The sequence below is a fragment of the Nocardia brasiliensis IFM 10847 genome (assembly GCF_000710915.1).
GTDB lineage: Bacteria > Actinomycetota > Actinomycetes > Mycobacteriales > Mycobacteriaceae > Nocardia > Nocardia brasiliensis_A.
In genome coordinates this window covers 61,667-80,591 of sequence record NZ_BAUA01000209.1, presented here as the reverse complement: position 1 = coordinate 80,591, position 18,925 = coordinate 61,667, and the positions used below count along the sequence as shown (strand labels likewise).

Annotated in this window: 16 protein-coding genes; 12 read left to right on the top strand and 4 right to left on the bottom strand. The window is 67.8% G+C overall.

The window, feature by feature from the left end; all coding sequences use genetic code 11:
• A partial coding sequence (locus tag NBRGI_RS41490; RefSeq protein ID WP_051728430.1) for an SCO2524 family protein occupies positions 1-1,593 on the bottom strand: 1,593 nt, incomplete at its 3' end.
• A gap of 461 nt (positions 1,594-2,054) precedes the next feature.
• On the opposite strand from NBRGI_RS41490, the gene NBRGI_RS41485 reads away from it, so the two are divergent.
• The 6 genes from NBRGI_RS41485 to NBRGI_RS41460 all read left to right on the top strand — a co-directional run bounded on the left by NBRGI_RS41485 (position 2,055) and on the right by NBRGI_RS41460 (position 10,396).
• Positions 2,055-3,593, top strand: a complete 1,539-nt coding sequence (locus NBRGI_RS41485) for an FAD-dependent monooxygenase (RefSeq protein ID WP_029903561.1) — start codon at positions 2,055-2,057, stop codon at positions 3,591-3,593.
• Positions 3,594-3,950: 357 nt separating this feature from the next.
• Positions 3,951-5,648: a cutinase family protein gene (locus tag NBRGI_RS41480; protein WP_029903560.1), complete on the top strand. Its 1,698-nt coding sequence runs from the start codon at positions 3,951-3,953 to the stop codon at positions 5,646-5,648.
• Between the two features lie 312 nt (positions 5,649-5,960).
• On the top strand, positions 5,961-6,914 hold the full coding sequence (locus tag NBRGI_RS41475) for a DMT family transporter (protein ID WP_029903559.1): 954 nt from the start codon (positions 5,961-5,963) through the stop codon (positions 6,912-6,914).
• A gap of 11 nt (positions 6,915-6,925) precedes the next feature.
• Positions 6,926-7,567: a class I SAM-dependent methyltransferase gene (locus NBRGI_RS41470; RefSeq protein WP_051728435.1), complete on the top strand. Its 642-nt coding sequence runs from the start codon at positions 6,926-6,928 to the stop codon at positions 7,565-7,567.
• 129 nt (positions 7,568-7,696) lie between these two features.
• Positions 7,697-9,052 carry a WS/DGAT/MGAT family O-acyltransferase gene (locus tag NBRGI_RS41465; protein WP_029903557.1) on the top strand — a complete coding sequence of 452 codons (1,356 nt, stop codon included), beginning with the start codon at positions 7,697-7,699 and terminating at the stop codon, positions 9,050-9,052.
• 225 nt (positions 9,053-9,277) lie between these two features.
• Entirely contained in the window at positions 9,278-10,396 is a 1,119-nt protein-coding gene (locus NBRGI_RS41460; protein ID WP_029903556.1) for an NAD(P)H-dependent flavin oxidoreductase, read from the top strand.
• Here the strand turns inward: NBRGI_RS41460 and NBRGI_RS41455 are convergent, their stop codons facing one another.
• A complete protein-coding gene (locus NBRGI_RS41455) occupies positions 10,397-11,368 on the bottom strand; it encodes a DUF5996 family protein (RefSeq protein WP_029903555.1) in 972 nt (323 codons plus the stop codon).
• Positions 11,369-11,551: 183 nt separating this feature from the next.
• Here NBRGI_RS41455 and NBRGI_RS41450 point away from each other — a divergent pair, with 183 nt between their 5' ends.
• Both NBRGI_RS41450 and NBRGI_RS48425 read left to right on the top strand, forming a co-directional pair.
• Positions 11,552-12,148 (top strand): SRPBCC family protein, encoded by a 597-nt coding sequence (locus NBRGI_RS41450; protein ID WP_029903554.1) that lies wholly within the window; start codon positions 11,552-11,554, stop codon positions 12,146-12,148.
• A 19-nt stretch (positions 12,149-12,167) separates the two neighbouring features.
• A complete protein-coding gene (locus tag NBRGI_RS48425; protein WP_158440026.1) occupies positions 12,168-12,341 on the top strand; it encodes a hypothetical protein in 174 nt (57 codons plus the stop codon).
• A gap of 534 nt (positions 12,342-12,875) precedes the next feature.
• Here NBRGI_RS48425 and NBRGI_RS41440 read toward each other — a convergent pair.
• Both NBRGI_RS41440 and NBRGI_RS41435 read right to left on the bottom strand, forming a co-directional pair.
• Positions 12,876-14,213, bottom strand: a complete 1,338-nt coding sequence (locus tag NBRGI_RS41440) for an ABC1 kinase family protein (protein ID WP_029903553.1) — start codon at positions 14,211-14,213, stop codon at positions 12,876-12,878.
• Positions 14,214-14,291: 78 nt separating this feature from the next.
• On the bottom strand, positions 14,292-15,068 hold the full coding sequence (locus NBRGI_RS41435) for a GntR family transcriptional regulator (RefSeq protein ID WP_029903552.1): 777 nt from the start codon (positions 15,066-15,068) through the stop codon (positions 14,292-14,294).
• Between the two features lie 139 nt (positions 15,069-15,207).
• Here NBRGI_RS41435 and NBRGI_RS41430 point away from each other — a divergent pair, with 139 nt between their 5' ends.
• From NBRGI_RS41430 to NBRGI_RS41415, 4 genes are all read left to right on the top strand, one after another.
• Positions 15,208-16,662 (top strand): ABC1 kinase family protein, encoded by a 1,455-nt coding sequence (locus tag NBRGI_RS41430; RefSeq protein ID WP_235211283.1) that lies wholly within the window; start codon positions 15,208-15,210, stop codon positions 16,660-16,662.
• A gap of 151 nt (positions 16,663-16,813) precedes the next feature.
• Positions 16,814-17,227, top strand: a complete 414-nt coding sequence (locus NBRGI_RS41425; protein ID WP_029903550.1) for a hypothetical protein — start codon at positions 16,814-16,816, stop codon at positions 17,225-17,227.
• A gap of 158 nt (positions 17,228-17,385) precedes the next feature.
• Positions 17,386-18,180 carry a 2OG-Fe(II) oxygenase family protein gene (locus tag NBRGI_RS41420; RefSeq protein ID WP_235211282.1) on the top strand — a complete coding sequence of 265 codons (795 nt, stop codon included), beginning with the start codon at positions 17,386-17,388 and terminating at the stop codon, positions 18,178-18,180.
• Positions 18,167-18,910 (top strand): SDR family NAD(P)-dependent oxidoreductase, encoded by a 744-nt coding sequence (locus NBRGI_RS41415; RefSeq protein ID WP_051728428.1) that lies wholly within the window; start codon positions 18,167-18,169, stop codon positions 18,908-18,910. The genes NBRGI_RS41420 and NBRGI_RS41415 overlap by 14 nt, the downstream gene beginning before the upstream one ends.
• Positions 18,911-18,925: the final 15 nt, after the last annotated feature.

Genomic DNA, 18,925 nt, shown 5'->3' with positions numbered 1-18,925 from the left:
GGCGACGACCAGGCACTCGATGATGCGTTCGGTGAAATACCAGGAGGGCTCCTGCACCCGGTCCGCGCCGGCCTCGACCGGCTCGCCGGTCGGCGACGGCTCGGCGAACACGCGCGCCGCGTCGTCCCACAGGCCCTTGGCCGGCCCGGCCGGAAAAGCGCGCCGCTCCAGGTGATCCATGGTCGCCTGCGCCAGTTCCAGCAGTTGCCTGCGCGTCGAGAGCGTGCGCGACAGCTGCGCCGCCTGCAGGATGCGCTTCAGCAACATCGGGCCGTAGTCCGAGACCGACCAGGCCAGCACCGGTCCGTTGTCGATGGCCTCGGTGCCGTGCAGGGTCAGCAGCACGCCCGGAATATGCAGAGCCCGTGCGGGATCACGCTCGGTGAGTCTGCGGGTGATCCGGCCGCGGCGGGCCAGCTCGTCGAAAATCTTGGTGGCCCTGGTGAGATCGTCGTCGTCGGCTTCACGGGCGATCAGATCCTGGATCAGCAGGCCGGAGACGCAGAGACTGAAGTAGTCGGACTCCTCGCCGTCGGAGGTCCGCCAGGGAATGTCCTCGAGCGGCCAGTCGCCGTCGCCGTACCGGGCCATGGCCGACCAATACCGTTGCGCGAGATCCCAGCGCAGTTGCAGCGCGTCGGCCAGGCGTCGCTGGTCGGCATCGAGCAGATCCAGCTCGCGGGTGCGCGGCTGGGTCAAGTCGTTGATACCGTCCAAGGCAGTGATGGTGAAGTAGAGGTAGGGCTGCCCGATCGCGTAACCGTCCGATTTGGCGGTCGGCACGTCGACGAAGTCGATGACCTCGGCGCCCTTGACCACGCCCCAGCTCCACCCGCACTCGAACATCAGCGCGGGGCTTTCCAGGTCGGCCTGCGGGGTCTTGTTCAGCGTGACATCTCGCAGCAGCCGGCCGCGGACGCGTTCGAGCCGCCGCGCGACGCCGCTCACCACCGAATCCGGTTCCGCGCCGGTTTGATTGAACATGCTGAGCATCGCGAGACCACGCTCGGTCTCGGGATCCACCGATTGCACGACGAAACTGCGCACCAGGCCGATCATGGCGGCGGTGAGCCGCTTCCTGAGCCGTTCCTCGACCGGCTTGATCAGGATCTCCAGCCGCGGCTGGTCGCCGCCACCGGTCGGATCGCGCAGGGCACGAAGGTATTGCAGTCCGGCCAGGCAGAGCGACAGCGACATGGAATAGGAGTCGACCACGTCGACTTCTCGCTGTTTTTCGGACGCTTGCTCGCCCGCGCCCGCACGCAGGTAGCTGCCCGCGGAAAAGACCGGCTCCTCGTCGCGCTCGTAGCGGCGCAGGTAGTCGTCCAGGATCTCGACGATCTTCAAACCGATGCGGCGTTCCCGGCCGAACGGCTTCAGCGTGGCCCTGACGTCGTCGGCGATCTGGTCGGGGTTGTGCAGCGCGAAGCTGGAGATCTGGGTAGCGGGGTAGAGCAGGCACAGCAGCTGTTCTGCGTCACTGATGGAGTTCGAGCCGTCCCGCCCGCCCCACGCCCAGGTATCGTCTCGGTAGCAGGCCGCCAGCAGGGAACTCCACACATTCAGAATCTGCCGCCGTGGCTGGATTCTCATGGATCGCAGCCTTTCTCTCTCGCTCAGAGGACCACATCACAAGGGAGCGCCCGGCAGAAGAAGCCGACCGCCCAGTCTTCTTATCTCGACTAAACATGTACTCGGACAACGCTGTTCGCGGTCAGGTGATGACCTGACCATACTTATTGTCTGTGACTGGAGCGTATCGCGTTTGTAACTCCGTAAACCCGGCAAATTTCACCTGACGCGCGAGCAGCCGGCGTCGCAGGGCGAAGCGCATCCGCTGCAGATCGGATGCCGTCGGCCGTGCGAATCTACACCACCGCCGAGGGCGACCGCAGCCGAGTTCGGCACCGGGCGCAACCCGCGGCGAAAACCGGTCCGACCGGCCCGTCACTACCCGCTCGAGCTGGTGAAACCTCGGTGCAACCGGCTCGAGACGCCACTGCGGCACAGTGGTCAGTGGTGGCGACGCCGAACGAGTCGGGAGGAGCGCGCGGATGCTCGAGGTCGAGGTGTTGATTGTCGGCGGCGGGCCGGTCGGGCTGACGGCCCGTGCCCTGCTGGAACGCTGGGGGGTGCGCACGCTGGTGGTCGAGAAGCGTCGCGAACTCTCCCCGTTTCCCAGGTCGCGGTTGATCAACGCCCGAACGATGGAGATCTTTCGCGGGCTCGGCATCGCCGAGACGATCACCGCCCGCGCCTTCCCGCCGGAGTATGGGCGCATTCGCTTCCGGGATCGGTTGCTGGACAAGGACTTCGCCTCGGCGGCGATGGTCGGGGTAGACGCGCCGATCGCAGCGAGCCCGGTGATCGGCGTGGTCAGTTCGCAGGATCGTTTGGAGCCGACACTGCTCGCGGCGGCGAGCACCCCGGCGCGCTTCGAGGTCGAGGCCGTCGATCTGGTCGAATCCGCCGACGGCGTCGTGGCATCGCTGATCGATCGAAGCAACGGGGCCGCGACCGCGGTCCGCGCCCGCTATGCGATCGCCGCCGACGGCGCGAATTCCGCTGTCCGGCAAGCCCTTGCCATCGGCGCCACGGGTCCCGGCGTGCTGAGCCGCGCCACCTCGGTCGTCTTCGACGCGGACCTGACGCGCTGGCGGGCCGAGCAGCCCGCGGGCGTCTACTTCACCATGCAGGGATCGTTCGCGCCGCTCTACCCCGAGGGCGGTTGGCTGTGGTTCGTGCCGACACCCGACGACGTGGCCCGTGCCGACTGGCCCGCCCTGCTCGCACAGGCGCTCGGCCCACAGGTATCGACCCGGGTGCTCCGGGTACAGCACTGGGAGATGAACGCCCATGTGGCCGAACGCTTCCGGGCCGGACGAATACTGCTCGCCGGGGACGCCGCGCACGCACTGCCGATCGTCGGCGGCCTCGGCATGAACACCGGCGTCGCCGACGTGCACAACCTCTGCTGGAAGCTGGCGGGGGTGCTACGCGGGTGGGCGGGCCCGAAGCTGTTGGACACCTACGAGATCGAGCGCTTGCCGGTGGCGCATCGGACCCTACAGCAGGCCGTCGAGAACACCCGGCTCATGCTCCAGGTGCAGCACGGTCGCCGCGACCCGCGACCCGACAACTCCCCGGCACAAATCGAACTACCCTGGTCGGAGCAATATTTCGCGCAGATGGGGCTGGTACTGGGCGTCAGCTATCGCTCGGCTGCCGTGCACACCACCGATAGCGTGGCGGCGGAATCCACCGATATGGGAACGGAGTACGTGCCCACCGCACTGCCGGGCCATCGTATGCCGCATCTGTGGCTCGAGGACGGCCGATCCACACTGGACCTGCTCGGCGCCTGGTTCACGCTGCTCACCCCGGCGCCGGACGAGTGGAAGCAACCCGCGCTGCCATGGCCGCTGCACATCGAGACCCTCGCCGGCACGCATGCCGGCCACTGGGGGCTGGGGACCGACGGCGCGCTGCTCGTCCGCCCCGACGGGCATATCGGCGCCCGGTGGGCGGCCCGGCCGGTCGCCGAATCGGCACTCCGCGAGGTATTGGCCGCGATTACCTGCACGCGGAGTTGATGCGGTCCGCGAAATCCGGCCGACCGAATTCCGGGTGCACCGAGTGAAGACACACCTGAACTACTGCCGCATTTCGAGAAATGGTTCCGCACCGACCGGTGGATACCTCATTTATAGGGGCATTGATCGATCACGAACCAGGCCATCGGACATGCTCATTGGCTATAAGGCCAGCTAGACGCCATCGAACTCGATTGGTCGTCAAGGGGAATAGCGCCCGACGTGTCCGATTCCACACTGCCCGCAACCATTCCACCCAGTAACACTCGGCACCCCGGCCACGACGTCCTCGGTGACGCATGGCCCTCGGGGGGGCCTTGTCCGTCACCTTGTCGGTAATGGATTGGGGATAGGGACATGGCTTTTCGCGAGTTCTTCGCGCGACATCGGATCGCCTCGGCGGTCGCGGCGCCCGCGGTGCTGGGCGTGGCGGCGGCGGTGGCCGCCACGTTCGCACTGACGTCGTCGCCACAGACCAGGGATACGCAGCTCACGACGTCGGTGACCGAGTGTCATGACATGGTGACGGTCTCGGTGGCCGGACGCAACGACACTCCGGTAGCGGGAACCACGAAGCTGCTCCTCGGCGCGGACGGCAAGGAACTGCCCGCCGCGATGGCCGGCGACCACAACAGCGAGTGGGTCGATCCGGTGGTCAACGCGCCGAACGGACAGGTCGAGCCCGGCTCGTACGCCGCGGTCTACATCGCCTATCCGGCGAACATGGCCACCTACGAGGACGCGGTCAACGCCGGCGCCGCGAACACCGAACAGGTGATGCGCGAGATCTCGAAGGCCTGCCCGGACACGAAGTTCTCGATCGTGGGCTACAGCGAGGGCGCCGACGTGGTGCGCCGCGTCGCCCAGAAGATCGGTCACCAGGAGGCGGGCCAGGACGGCGCGTACGGGATCGTCGATCCCGACGATGTCCTCGGCGTCGTGATCCTCGCCGACGCGGGACGCAGCGCGGGCGACGGACCTTTCCCCGGCTCGAAGGATCCGTTCGGCAACCCCGACGGCTTCGACCAGAAGTATCAGAACGGCAAGAATCCCGTGCCCGGTAAGGGCGCATTGCCCGGCACCAGCGGTGATTTCGGCAAACTGAACGGCAAGATCGCCTCGTTCTGCTCCGACGGCGACCTGACCTGCTCTGCGCCGGAGAACATTTCGTTGTTGCAGCTGGTGGTCAACGTGGGCAGGCAGATCAATGTCGACGCACTCGAACGAGACGGGCTGACCCCGGCCACCGGCCAGGATGTCGCCGTCGTGCTCGGCCGGATCGCGATGACCGCGTTCGCCGATATCGCCGCCAACCCGAACTGGATGAAGAGCGACGAGACCTTCCTCCAGGTGCTGTTGAAGGTCTCCGATCCCGCCTACAAGCCGGGCCGGCCGCCGGCCACGACCCCGGCGAAGGCCGATGCGATCGCGGCCGACGACATGTCGCCGCTGGCGTACCTGCCGCAGAAGATCCTGAACGAGATCATCGGTCTCATCGTGACGAACCAGAACACCATTCCGGTGGTGATGAGCGATCCGTACAAGCTCACCCTCGGCCCGAACCACACCGGCCACCACTTCGACTACTGGAAGGACGCCGATCCCGCCAACGGCAAGCCGCTGACCTCTGCCGAATACGCGGCGGCGTGGATCACCCACCTGGCCAAGCAGGCGCAGGAGGGCAAGAAGATCGACAAGAACGCCAAGCCGGAGCAGGCGGACGTGGAAGCGGTGTACAAGGCGGCCGCGGCCACCAGCACCAGCAAGGCCGCCGCGACCAGCACGACCGCGACCCCGACCAGCACGAGTGCCGCGCCCACGGTCAGCACGACGCCGTCCACCACGCCGGCACCGTCCACGACCACCACCCCGCCGACCACGACGACCACCTCGGCCCCGTCCGAGATCGCCGCGCCGATCGACACCACCAAGCCGGCCCCGTCGGCGACCAGCACCACGGAATCCGCCGCGCCCACCGCCACGAGCACCGTGGCTCCGGCCACCACGAGCACCGTGGCTCCGGCCACCACCAGCACCGTGGCTCCGGCCAACTGAGTTCGGCTCGCACCAGGCGAACGGCGTCACCGGAGCATCGGTGGCGCCGTTCGACTTTGCCGGTACCGCTGTGCTGCAATGGAATCCACTATGACCCCGCCTGCGCCGGCCGGGCATGGACCACCGCGCGCGGGTGGCCGAAAGACGCCGATGCCCCGATATTTCGGGGCAAGTGGCCTGGTCTGCGCATTGCGAAGTGGATCTGTCGGATGATCCGATCTCCTGTATAAGCTCGCGTTCGATCGAAAGCGAGTGCCGCATGCCAGTAATTCGAACCTGCCGGAACGTGCCGTGTCGACCGGTGGTCGGGCGATGACGCAGCGCGGGTGGGCACTGTTCCTCGCGATGGGCGTGATCTGGGGCGTGCCGTACGCGATGATCCGGATCGCGGTCGAGGACTTCGACCCGGTGGTGGTCGCGTTCGGCCGCACCCTGATCGGCGCGCTGGTCCTGTTGCCGATCGCGTGGTACACCAAGGCCCTCGCCCCGGTGTTCAAACGGTGGCGGCCGCTGCTGCTGTACACCGTGGTGGAGATCGTCGGGCCGTGGCTGTTCATCGGCTTCGCCGAGACCACCCTGAACAGTTCGACCGTCGGCCTGTTGATCGCCGCGGTCCCGCTGATCGCGGTGGTGATCGTGACCAAGCTCGGCCACGACCGGTTCGACCGGCGCCGGGTCACCGGGCTGATGGTCGGATTCGCGGGCGTGGCCGCGCTGGTCGGTCTCGACATCGACCTGTCCAACCCGGCCGCCATCGGCGCGATCGCGCTGACCACCGTCGGTTATGCGCTCGGCCCGATCGTGATCAATCGATCGCTGGCCGATCTGCCCCCGCTCGGCGTGGTGACCGCCTCGCTGCTGATCGCCGCCGTGGTGTACGCGCCGTTCGCGGTATTGCGCAGGCCGGCAAGCTATCCCGCCGATGCCACGCTCTCGGTGCTCGGCCTCGCGCTGGTGTGCACCGCCGCGGCGTTCCTGCTGTTCTTCGCGCTGATCTCAGAGGTCGGTCCGGCCCGCGCGACCGTGATCACCTACATCAACCCCGCGGTGGCCATCGTGCTCGGCGTGAGCGCGCTCGGCGAACCGTTGACCGCGGGCATGGCGATCGGCTTCCCGCTGGTGATCCTGGGCTCCATCCTCGGTACCGCGCGCAGCCGGGAAGTGCACGAGGACGCGCTGACCTGTTCGCCCGCCGCCCCCGAAGCGGCCGCGCAATTGCCGGAGCGCCCGCCGGACCAGCAGCCGGATCTGTCGGTGCGCGGGTGAATGATGATGCGGTGGTTGATCATCCGAACGCACCCGATGTAGCCGTCACCCGCGCGTCCTATGACGAGATGGCCGAGCTCTACACCGAATTCGCCAGGAACCATCTCGCGGGCAAACCGTTCGATCGCGCGATACTGGGCGTCTTCGCCGAACTCGTCCGCGGCCCGGTCGCCGATATCGGTTGTGGGCCAGGGCGATTGACGGCGCACCTAGCCGCCCTCGGCGTCGACGTCCGCGGCATCGACCTGTCGCCGGAGATGATCCGCATCGCCCGGCGGCAATACCCGCGACTGCCCTTCGAGGTGGGTTCGATGGAGCGGTTGGCGCTCGCCGACAACTCCCTCGGCGGCATCCTCGCCTGGTATTCGCTCATCCACTTGCCACCCGAACGCGTGCCGGGAGTGTTGGACGAGTTCTATCGGGTACTCGAACCAGAAGGACACGCGCTGTTGGCTTTCCAGGCGTTCGACGGAACCGATGCGGTGACAGCGTTCGACCATAAAGTGGCTCCCGCCTACCGCTGGTCGCCCGAGCGGATGGCCGAGTTGCTGGGCGACGCCGGATTCGAAGTCCGCGCTCGGCTGATCCGGCAGCCGGATCCGGACGAACGCTTCCCGGAGGGTTGCCTGCTGGCGGTAAAGCTTCGTCAATAGCCGCGCAGGCATCAGCCGGACCAGGTATTTTGGTGATGTCGCGCAGGATTCATGGCTGCGCGTGGCCCACCCGACAATGTGGTCGATTCGATTGCAACCCACACCACTGTCGTCAGGGGGCGACCAACCATGGAACTCATCGCACCGGTCGATGCCGTCTTCTTGCTCGCCGAATCGCGGGAACACCCGATGCACGTCGGTTCGCTGCAGCTCTTCGAAGCGCCCGAGGACGCCGGACCTGATTTCGCCCGGCTCACCCACGAAAAGCTGTTGGCGGCCAAGGAGATCGACTCGACCTTCCGCAAACACCCGGCCACCCTGTTCGGCGCCCCGCAAATGGCCTGGAGCCGGGCCGAGGACGTGGAACTGGGATACCACCTGCGCAGGCTCGCGCTACCCAGCCCGGGCCGGATCGACCAACTGGTCGAGCTCGCATCCGGACTGCACAGCACACTGCTCGACCGGCATCGCCCGCTGTGGGAGATCTACCTGATCGAGGGTCTCGCGGACGGCCGCTTCGCGGTGTACTCGAAGATGCACCATGCCTTGATCGATGGCGTCTCCGCGCAGCGCGTCCTGCAGCGCACGCTGACCGGCGACCCGGCCGACGCACAGCCGCGGGTGCCGTGGAATCTGCCGAAACGGCCGCGGCGGGAGAGCAGCGGCGAAGCCGGCGGACTGCGCGGCGCGGCCCGAAACCTGTTGTCCGCCGCGGGCTCCGGCGCCGCCATGCTGCGGGCCGCACGCCAGGCCCTGGTGCAGCAGCAGCTGACGCTGCCGTTCGAGGCGCCCCGCACGATGTTCAACGTGCCGATCGGCGGCGCCCGCCGCACCGCGGTGCGGTCGGTGCCGCTGGAACGGATCAGGCAGGTGAAGAAGGCGACCGGGTCGACCGTCAACGACGTGGTGCTGACCATGTCGTCCGGCGCGCTGCGGTCCTATCTCGCCGAGCGGGATGCGTTGCCGGACAAGCCGTTGATCGCGATGGTGCCGATGTCGCTGCGCTCGGCCGACGACACCGAGACCAACGGTGTGAAGGTCGGCGCCGTACTGTGCAACCTCGCCACCGATATCGCCGACCCACTGGAGCGGCTGCGCGTGGTGAGCGAATCCATGCGCAAGAGCAAGGACGTCTACAGTTCGCTGTCCAGCACGCAGTCCATGGCACTGTCCGCGCTGATGCTCAGCCCGCTCGCGCTCAGCCTGCTGCCCGGACTCATTCCGCTGACCACGCCCGCCTTCAACATCGTGATTTCGAATGTGCCCGGCCAGCGGGAACCGATGTACTGGAACGGTGCGCGCCTGGACGCGACCTATCCGATGTCGATTCCGTTCGACGGCCAAGCCGTGAACCTCACCCTGACGACCACCGCGGACCACCTCGACTTCGGCGTGGTCGGCTGCCGCCGCACCGTGCCGGAACTCCCGCGCCTGCTCGACCACCTGGAGCACGCGCTGACCGAGTTGGAGGAAGCCGCCGTCTGAAAGACCCATTCCGAGCAAAACTAGAACGTGTTACTGTCGAACGATGGTGCACCGACCCGTCGAGGAAGCCGCGGCCGCGTCATGGCGATATCTGCGGCTCGCGGCCGAATCGACGAGTCGGAGGCCGGCGACGGACCGGCACCCACTGCGGACAATCATGTAACTCGTTCTAGGACAGCTGCGCGTCGTTCGTCGCGACGCCGCGGCGAGGGAGACCAGCACGCCATGCGTACCGAAATCTGCGAGCGGCTCGGGATCGAATTCCCGATCTTCGCGTTCACCCACTGCCGCGACGTGGCGGCCGCGGTCAGCAATGCCGGCGGGCTCGGCGTGCTCGGTGCGGTCGGCTTCACCGCCGAGGAACTCGAGGTCGAGCTGGCCTGGCTCGACGAGCACGTGCACGGTGTGTACGGCGTCGACCTGGTCATCCCGAGCAAGTACGAGGGCAAGGGCATCGACGGCCTCACTCCCGAGGAACTCGAGGCCAAGCTCGCGGAGCTGGTGCCGCACGGTCATCGCGACTTCGCCGAGAAGATCCTGGCCGACCACGGCGTCCCGCAGTTGCCCGACGGCGAACGGCACAACCAGTTGCTCGGCTGGACGGCGACCACCGCCGCCCCGCAGGTGGAGGTGATCCTGCGGCATCCGAAGGCCAAGCTGGTCGCCAACGCCCTCGGCACACCACCCGACGACGTGATCAAGCAGGTGCAGGATTCGGGCAGGCTCATCGGGGCGCTTTGCGGCTCAGTGAAGCACGCGCTCAACCACAAGAACGCGGGCCTGGACTTCGTGGTCTGCCAGGGCACCGAGGGCGGCGGGCACTGCGGCGAGATCTCGTCACTGGTGTTGTGGCCGCAGGTGATCGACGCCGTCGGCGATCTGCCGGTGCTGGCCGCGGGCGGCATCGGCAACGGCCGCCAGGTCGCGGCGGCGCTGGCGATGGGCGCGCAGGGCGCGTGGACCGGATCGCTCTGGCTCACCGTCGAGGAGGCCAATGTGCCGCCCGCGCAGATGCAGACCTATATCGAGGCCACCAGCCACGACACCGTGCGTTCCCGGTCGTGGACCGGCAAGCCGTGCCGCATGCTGCGCAACGACTGGACCGACGCCTGGGAGCAGGCCGACACGCCCGACCCGCTGCCCATGCCGTTGCAGATGATGGTGGCGCTGGACGGCGTCAAGCGCGGGCACCGGTACCCCGAGGCGGCGAAGGATGTGAACTTCAATCCGGTCGGCCAGGTGGTCGGCATGATGCAGCGGGTCGAACGCTCCGCCGACGTGGTCGGCCGGCTGATCGAGGAGTACGTCGAGGCGTGCGATCGCCTCAGCAAACTCAACGGCTGATCATTCCGGCCATTCCGGCCAGCCCTTCTCGCGCAGCACCGGGTCGGTGATGCCGCCCCAGCAGGTGAGCTGGTCGGTGTCCCACCCGGCCAGCTCCGCCCCGTTCGCGTAGACGGACTGGAAGAACTCGAGCGCGGCGCCGACCGGATCGGCCGCCGCACGGGCTTCGTCGTAGGCGTAGTAGGCCGAGTGGCCGGCGCCCGAGGCGACCCAGCGGGCGCCGTTCGGGGTCAGCGACCGCTCGGCCAGCCCGGCCGGTTCGGGCGCGGTGTAGCTGTAGAAGGTCGGCTCGGGCACCTTGTCGTCACCGAACCAGAACCCGGAACTGATCACCTCGCGCGAATACGCCTCGCGGGTCACCGAATCCACCGAGTCGGGCAGCTCGACATGGCGCGGCGAGAACCGCTGCACGGCGATGTCGAAGGTGTGCCAGAACAGCTGGACCGGGCTGATCTTGCCCGAATAGGTGGCGCTGAACTCCTCGAGCACCCGGCCCACCTGACTCTGCACCCGGAACGCGTGCCGCACCTTGTCCGGGTCGTAGTGGCGGTGCTCGTCGTCGTCCTCGAACGGCCGTCCCGCGTCCGGCAGGTCGAACGGGTAGGGGTGCGCCAGTGTGAGGTGCACATCGAGGTCGCGCAGCCCGTTGCGCACCGCGCCGTAGAAGGTGGCGACGGACTGGTCGACCAGGTCGATCTCGGCTTCGACCCCCTGATCGGTCGCGATCCGCAGGACGTGATCGAAGAAGTCGAACGCGCAGGTGAACACCGGCCCGGAGCGCGCGGACCCGAGGGGCACCGTGGTCCAGCCGCGTGCGGTGAGCCGGTAGGTCATATGCCACCAGTGGTTGCGCCTGATGCCTGCGGCCAGCGCCACCTTGCCGACGACCTGGGCGAACCGGTGCAGGGTCTCTTTGGCCGGCCGCCAGGATTCCAGCGGGATCGCGGGCAGCGGCTCGAATGCGACGGTCATGAGAAAAACGGTACGCCTGTACGAGTACCGCACCGGGTGTCTTGCCCCAACCCGGGGCCGACAGCCACCTATTACTGTCTGAGACAGTGTACACTCTGGGCCACGCGTTCGCTGCCGAAGCGCGTAGGGGATTTACGCCTGGCGGCCCGCCGTATTCGCCAGCACAGTACTGGGAGTGTCCGGATGACAAAGCTTTTCACCATCGTCGCCCTCGTGCTCGTCGTCGCAGCGCTCGCCGGGCTGGTGGCGCTCATCGTGTCCCGCCGATGGGTCAAGGCCCTGCTCGCCGGCGGCGGCAACCCGCTAGAGCCGGTGTCCGCAAAGGCGTTGCGCGGCTTCGTCGATGACAAAGCTGCCTTCGTCGTCACCGCCGAGCACACTTTCGACGCACCGCGCGACCGGGTGTGGGCGGCGCTCGACACCAACGGCTTGTTCTCCTGGTTGCCGCTGGTCAACGGCATGCGCTACCGCGACGACAACCGGGCCGTCGGCACCACGCGGGTGTTCGACGGGTTGCTGGTCGCGGGGGAGGAGCGGGTGATCGCCAGGGAGGAAGGACATAGGCTCGCGTTGACCGCGACGAAGTCCTCGGTACCGTTTGTCATGAAGTCGCTCACCGAGGAATACGAGCTTCACGGAAACGGTTCCGGTGACACGACTCTCACGTGGACGCTCGCGGTGCGGCCGCGCTTCGGCGCGCTGTTACCGCTGCAACTCTTCGTGCCGCTGGCCCGTCCGGTGGCACGCTGGAGCCTGCGTGGGCTAAGCACTCGGATCTGATTTCTTCCGGAGGTTCGGCATGTACCCGTGCGCCAATCGTCGCTGTGCCGATGCGGCACACCCCTCGATCGAATGCCCGAACCTGGTCCGCACGGACACGCCTTCCGGCCGAAACCTGTTGATCCTGGCGGTACTCGCGGCCTTGATCGTGGCGGCGCTGGTGCTCGCTGCGGTCACCGTCGGCAATCGCTGAGCACTCCGCCGACCGCCCTCGTGACGTGTGCGGTGGATCGCGGCTGCGACTCGACCAGCTGTCTGGGTTGGATGAATCCCGCAATTTCTCCCCCGATGATCGCTTCACCGTCGGCGAGCATGCTATCGGCGACCGTCAGTGACGTCGCACTCGATGGCGTCCCAGCAGCGTCGGATCTGCTTGGTGCCAACACCTCCCGTACCCTGTCCGCACGCTACTACGGTCATGGATGTCCCGGCTTCGCCGACGCCAGCCACCTGCAGTGGTCATTGCCAGCGCGAAAAGCGTTCGATACCAACTATTCGAGCAACGCGCCTCGATTGCGGGAAGCGGTTGCAGGCCGAAATATGGTGTGGGCAATGGAGACTTCTGTCTACTGCCCAGTGAATCATCCGCGCAGGAGGAGCACGCCTCCGTTTCGCTGCGAGCAGAGCCGAACCGAGGTTCTATATTGTCTCAGACAATTCCTGCCCACCGTTTGGGGACCGTGCAACGAGCGCTGAAAACTGGGTACCCCCACCACGCCCGGACCGGTCAGGCCGCCGCACCGTCCGCCGCGAAACCGGGCAACCAACGCGCGACCGACTCCAGGAACGGCCCCTCGGCATCGAGTTGCGCGCAGACCCCCACCACACCGGCGAACACCCGGCCCAGCATGGCCAGTTCGGGAATCTCGGTGGGCGCCTTCACCGCCCGCGTGTTGACCAGCGACACGTTCTTCAGGTCGAGGGCGCGCGCGGTGTGCCCCTGCAACAGTTCCCGGCTGATGTGCACGCTTTCGCCGTTGATCTGCGCGACGATCGGCGCGACCAGCCGTTCGATCGGGCCGAGCTCTAGCTCGTGCCCGGCGCGCACGAAACCATTGTCCCGCAGCACAAGCACGAGCTGGTCGTAGTCCTGCTGCACGGCGCAGCGGGCCAGCTCGCCGATCACCGCGGGAATGCCCGCGGGCAACGCGATGGACGCGCCGAAGTCGATGACGCCGAGGCGGCCGTCGTCGAGCAGCTGGAAGTTGCCGGGATGGGGATCGCAGTGCAGATAGCCGACCCGCACCGGCGCGGAGAGGGAGAACTCCACCAGCAGTGCGCCCGCGCGATCGCGCTGCGCCTTGCTGCCGTTCGCGATGATCGCGGACAGCGGGGTGGCCTGCAGCCATTCCGAGACGAGCACTTTCGGCGCGCTCGCGATCACCCGCGGCACCTGGAAGTGCGGGTCGTCGGCGAACTCCTTGGCGAAGCGGCGCTGATGATCGGCCTCGATCCGATAGTCGAGTTCGTCGGCCGTGCGGTCGATGAACTCGGCGATCAGCGCTTTGGTGTCCGCACCCGGCATCATGAGACCGAAAGCACCGGAGAACATCTGAAGCATCTTGAGGTCCGACAGCAAGGCGGTGTCGGCGCCGGGGTACTGGACCTTGACTGCGACGTCGCGTCCGTCCCGCCAGACCGCGCGGTGGACCTGCCCGATGCTGGCGGCCGCGACCGGCCGGTCGTCGAAACTGGTGAATCGCTCCCGCCAGCGGGTGCCGAGCTGCTCGGCGAGCATGCGGTGCACCGCGGTCGTCGGCATCGGCGGGGCTTGCGATTGCAGCCGGGTGAGCGCCTCGCGGTAGCGATCGGCGAAGCGGGGCGGGATGCTGGCCTCGGCCACGCTCAGCGCCTGACCGAGTTTCATCGCGCCGCCCTTGAGCTCACCGAGCACGGCGAACACCTGGTCGGCGGCCTTGTCGATGAGCTCGTCGTCGAGTTCGCCACGGGATGCGCCGGTCATCATGGCGCGACCGGTGGCGGTGACCCGGCGGGCCATGATGCTCATGGGCAGCCTGGCCAATTTCGCCGACCGTGCCAACCCCGTACGCCTGCTGCCTGCCATGGTTACCTCGCTTCGCTGCGTGATCTTCACCCTATTCTGTCTGGGACAGTGGGTCAATCACGCGGAAACGAGGTTTGTTCAGGCGGTGGCCGCGTGGTCCGCGCCGGAATGCCCGTCGGTCACGCCGACGAGTTCGTCGAACCGCAACACCACCCGCTCGTGGTACATCCCGAACAAATCCTCGAACAACGCGACCTGCGCGTCGGACGGTCCGGACCCGGAATCCCACACCGCCGCGAGCGCCCGCCAGACCAGCACGTGCAGGTCCGGCGCGCCGGCGAAGAACGCCTCGACCGCTTCGGGCACCTCGAGCACCATCTCGCCGATCGAGTTCAGGATCGCGCGCTGCATGGACAGGCCGAGCGCGGTGAGCAGCCTGCGCACCAGGGCGACCTCGATCGCGAGGATCTCGCGCAGGTCCGGCGCGTCCTGGCGGGCCAGCGTTTCGAGCTTGTCGATCTCGGCCTTCAGCAGTGCCGGATCGATTTCCTGGGCGCTGCCGGTGTAGGCCAGCAACGTCTCCATCACGATGCCGCGCTCGACCTCGACGATGTCGCGGAACATCTCGCTCGCGACCTCGGGCGTGGCTACGGAAAAACGGAACAGCTGCCGGTACACATCCACCCCGCCCGCCTCGCGGACGTCGCGGATGGTGAAACCCTTGCCACGGCGCGCCTCGACGAAGCCATTCGACTCCAGCCGCCCCAGCGTCAGTTGCGCGGTGGCCCGGTTCATGTCGAATTCCTCGGCCACCTGCCGCACCGACGGCATCAGGTCCCCCGGCTGATACTCCCCCGCGGCAACCCGGCGTGCCAACTCATCGGCAACGTCCGCGACTACCGTCTGGGCTCCCATCGAAGTCACCTTTCGACTACGTTCGAATACGTCCCAGACAGTCTAAGGCCTACTCTGCCAGACTGCACGTATGCGACACTGGTCCGCGCACAGTGTGAGGTGAGTCATGGCAATCCGGCGCAGCGGCGACAGTTCTGACATGAGTTCCACGGGACGGCGTACACGCCTGTTCACAGCAAGGCCCGATGGCAAACCGCCAGTTCGCGCCGCTATTCGCAATGCCAAGCTCGCCGCATTGCCGGTGGCCTTCGCCGGACGGCAGGCCGCGGGCGTCGGCAAGCGCGCCCTCGGCAGATCGGCCGAAGAAGTCAATCGAGACATCCAATTGCGCACCGCGCAACACATGTTCGAGGTGCTCGGGGAGCTGAAGGGCTGTGCCGCGAAACTCGGCCAGCTGCTTGCCATTTACGAGCTGGCGCTGCCGCCGGAGATCGCCGAGCCGTACCGGATCGCGCTGAGCCAGCTGCAGGATTCGGCGCCCGCGATGCTGCCGAAGACCGTGCACGCGGCCATCGCCGCAAGCATGGGCGAGAACTGGCGGTGGCATTTCCAGGAGTTCGACGATCGCCGGGCCGCGGCCGCCTCGCTCGGCCAGGTGCACCGCGCGGTCTGGCACGACGGCAGACAGGTCGCGGTCAAGGTGATGTACCCCGGCGGCCGACAGGCCGTCGAGGGCGACCTCGAACAGTTGCGGCGAATCTCGCTGCTGGCCACCGTCTTCCTGCCCGGCGCCGACGTCAAGGCGGTCACCGAGGCGATCTGCGATTGCGTACGCGAGGAACTCGACTACGCGGCGGAGGCCGAATACCAGCGCGCCTTCGCCACCGCCTACACCGACGATCCCGATTTCTATGTGCCGCAGGTGGTCGCCCAGCGCGGCGACGTGCTGATCACCGAATGGGTCGAGGGCACGCCGGTGACCAGGATCGTGGCCACCGGCGCCCAGGCCGAACGCGACCGGGTCGGCATGCTGATGCTGCGCTTCGTCACCTCGGGCTGGGGCCGGCACGGGTTGCTCTATGCCGACCCGCACCCCGGCAACTTCCGGGTGCTGCCGGACGGCAGGCTCGGCGTGGTCGATTTCGGCGCCTGCTGCGCCTGGCCACCGGAGGGTTTCGCGGAACTCACGATCGACTACTTCAAGGCCTTCGCCAGCGGGGGTCCGGTGGAGCTGGAGGCGGCGACACGGCGACACGGCTTCGTCGCGACCGGCCGCAGCTTCGACAGCGAGGCGCTGTTCAAAGCGGTCTCGCCGTGCAGCGAACCGCTCAAGCACGCGACGTACCGGATGACCACGCCGTGGCTGCGCAAGCAGGTGCTGCGCACCACGAATCCGCGGCTGACGAACGTCGTGCGCGAGATGACGATGCCCGCCTACTTCACCCCGTTCGCCCGCTCGATGCTCACCCTCGTCGGCGTGCTGAGCCAGCTCGAAACCGAGGGACCGTTCCGCGACGAGATCTTGCGCTGGCTGCCGATGCTCGCCGAAGCGCTGGAGGCGGTGGAGACGCCCGACCCGAACCGGCCGGTGGATCTGGCCGCCGTCCGCAAACGCCGGGCCGACGCGGACGACCGGCAGATGTCGGTCGGCTGACTATCGCCTTCGGACGCCCGCACCGGTTCGGTGCGGGCTTTCTCGGTGCGGGCAGAGCCCTGGCAAGTCTGTCTGGGACAGTGTTATCGTCGGTACTCGGCACACCGACAGAGACCCCCGCAGGCTCAGCGCTCGCACCCAGAGGAGAAACATGCGCCGCAAAATCTTCGGCCGTCGCACAGGGCGCACAGCGATCGCGGCGAACACAGCGACACCGCGTCCGGTGGTACGGATCCAGCGACCACCGGACAGCGTCCGGGCGCGCGCCTTCGGGCTCGGCCTCGCGGGCACGGGCGCGGCCCACTTCACCGCGCCCCGCGCGTTCGACCCGCTGACCGCGCGAGCGTTCCCGCGCGCGACCCGGCGCTGGACCTATCGCAACGGGTTCACCGAGATGGCGCTCGGGCTCGCGATCACCTTCCGGCGGAGCAGGCCGATCGGCTCGGTCGGCTTCATCGCCTATCTCGCCTTCCTCGCGTCCCGGCTCGCCGGCGCGCGGCCCACGGGACAGCCGGCGACCAGCCCGCAGGTGGAGGCCAGGACGCCCGTCGCCGCGAGCGCGTAGTCGCCCGGTCGCGACCTCCGGAACACGAGGGGGTTCGGCGGAACCGCAACCGTATCGGCAGGCACCAGGGCTGCGACCGCCGCACAAAACGAACACCCGGCGCCACTGCCCGGAACCGGGCATATGATCGCCAGAGGTTCGTTCGGGAGGGAGTGCTGGTGACAACGGAGTCGATCTCGACGGCGGCGCCCGCGGTGCCGCAGTGGTTCGCCGACCTGTTCGCCCATCGGCGCTGGATCCGCCGCACCCAGCCGTTCCCGCACGTGTACGCGCGAGACGTGTTCGTGCCGGAGTTCTATCAGCGACTCACCGAGGAGTTCAGCCGGGTCCGGCGCGAGGAGGCGGACCGGTTCGGCAGGGTCGCCGCGAATTACAGTGCGGACGGGCTCGGGCTCGCCGAACTGCGGGACGGCCCGTTCGCGGTGTTCACCTCGCGGGAATGGCACGATCTGGTCGCCGGGGTCGCGGGCGTCACCGCGACGGGCGACGTCGAAGGGTCGGTGCATCACCACGCCCCGGGCGCGCCGTACGGCTGGCCGCACAACGACCTCAATCCCGCCTGGTTCCCGGGCGATCCGCCCGGCCCGGACGAGGTGCGGCTGCCGGGAGACGGGGTGGACACCAAGACCGGCGAACACCCGCCGGGCGTGACCGCGCGCGCGAACGTGCGGGCGGTGGCCGTGCTGTTCTATTTCGGCAACCCGGACTGGCAGCCCGGCGACGGCGGCGAGACCGCGCTGTACGACAACCTCGCCGAGGGCGAGACCATGCCGAACCTGACTCTGGTTCCGCCGCTGGACAATTCGCTGATCCTGTTCGAGGTCACGCCGCGGACCTGGCACACCTTCGCGGGCAACAACCGGCGCGAGCGCAGTAGCGTGGTCATGTGGGTGCACCGCACCAAGGAGGACGCGGTACAGCGCTGGGGAGGAGACAACATTGTCTACTGGTGACCGCCGGGTCTGCTTGCTCACCGGTGCCAGCGGCACCCTGGGCGATCTGTTCTGCCGCTCCTATTACACCGACTACGACATCGTCGCGGTCTGCCACACCCGCACCCCGGCCGCCCCGTCCCAGCTGGAGTGGTTCGTCGATCCGCTGGAGCCGGAGAAGCCGGTGCCGGAGAATGATTCGCGCCTGTTCGTGATCCGCGCCGACCTCACCCAGCCGGGTGAGGTCGAGCGGGTGGTCGACCTCGCGCTGGCGCGGTACGGCGGGGTCGACCTGCTGGTCAACAATGCCGCCCACGTGCAGTTGCAGCCGCGCGGCATCGTCGACGGCGAGGCCGCACTGGAACAGTTCGATCCGCACTTCACCTTGAATGTCGCGGTGCCACTTCGGCTGTGCGCCCGGCTCGGGCAGCGGGCCTGGATGCACGCCGGGCCCGAGAACCGCGCGCGCAACCGCAATATCGTCAACGTCTCCAGCATCTCCGGCTCGGAGGTGTATCCCGGGCAGACGCTGTATTCCGCGTCGAAGGCGGCGCTGAACCAGCTCACCCGCAACATCGCGGCCGAGTTCGCCGAGTTCGGCGTGCGCGCGAATGCCATTGCGCCCACGACCTTTCCGGCGCTGGTGCCGACCGAGCAGGTGGCGCGGGCGATCATCGAACTCGATCAGAGCAGCACGCTCACCGGTGGGGTGTTCGGGGTCGGGATCAACACCGAACTCGCCGACGCTTAGTTCCTGCCGCGACGG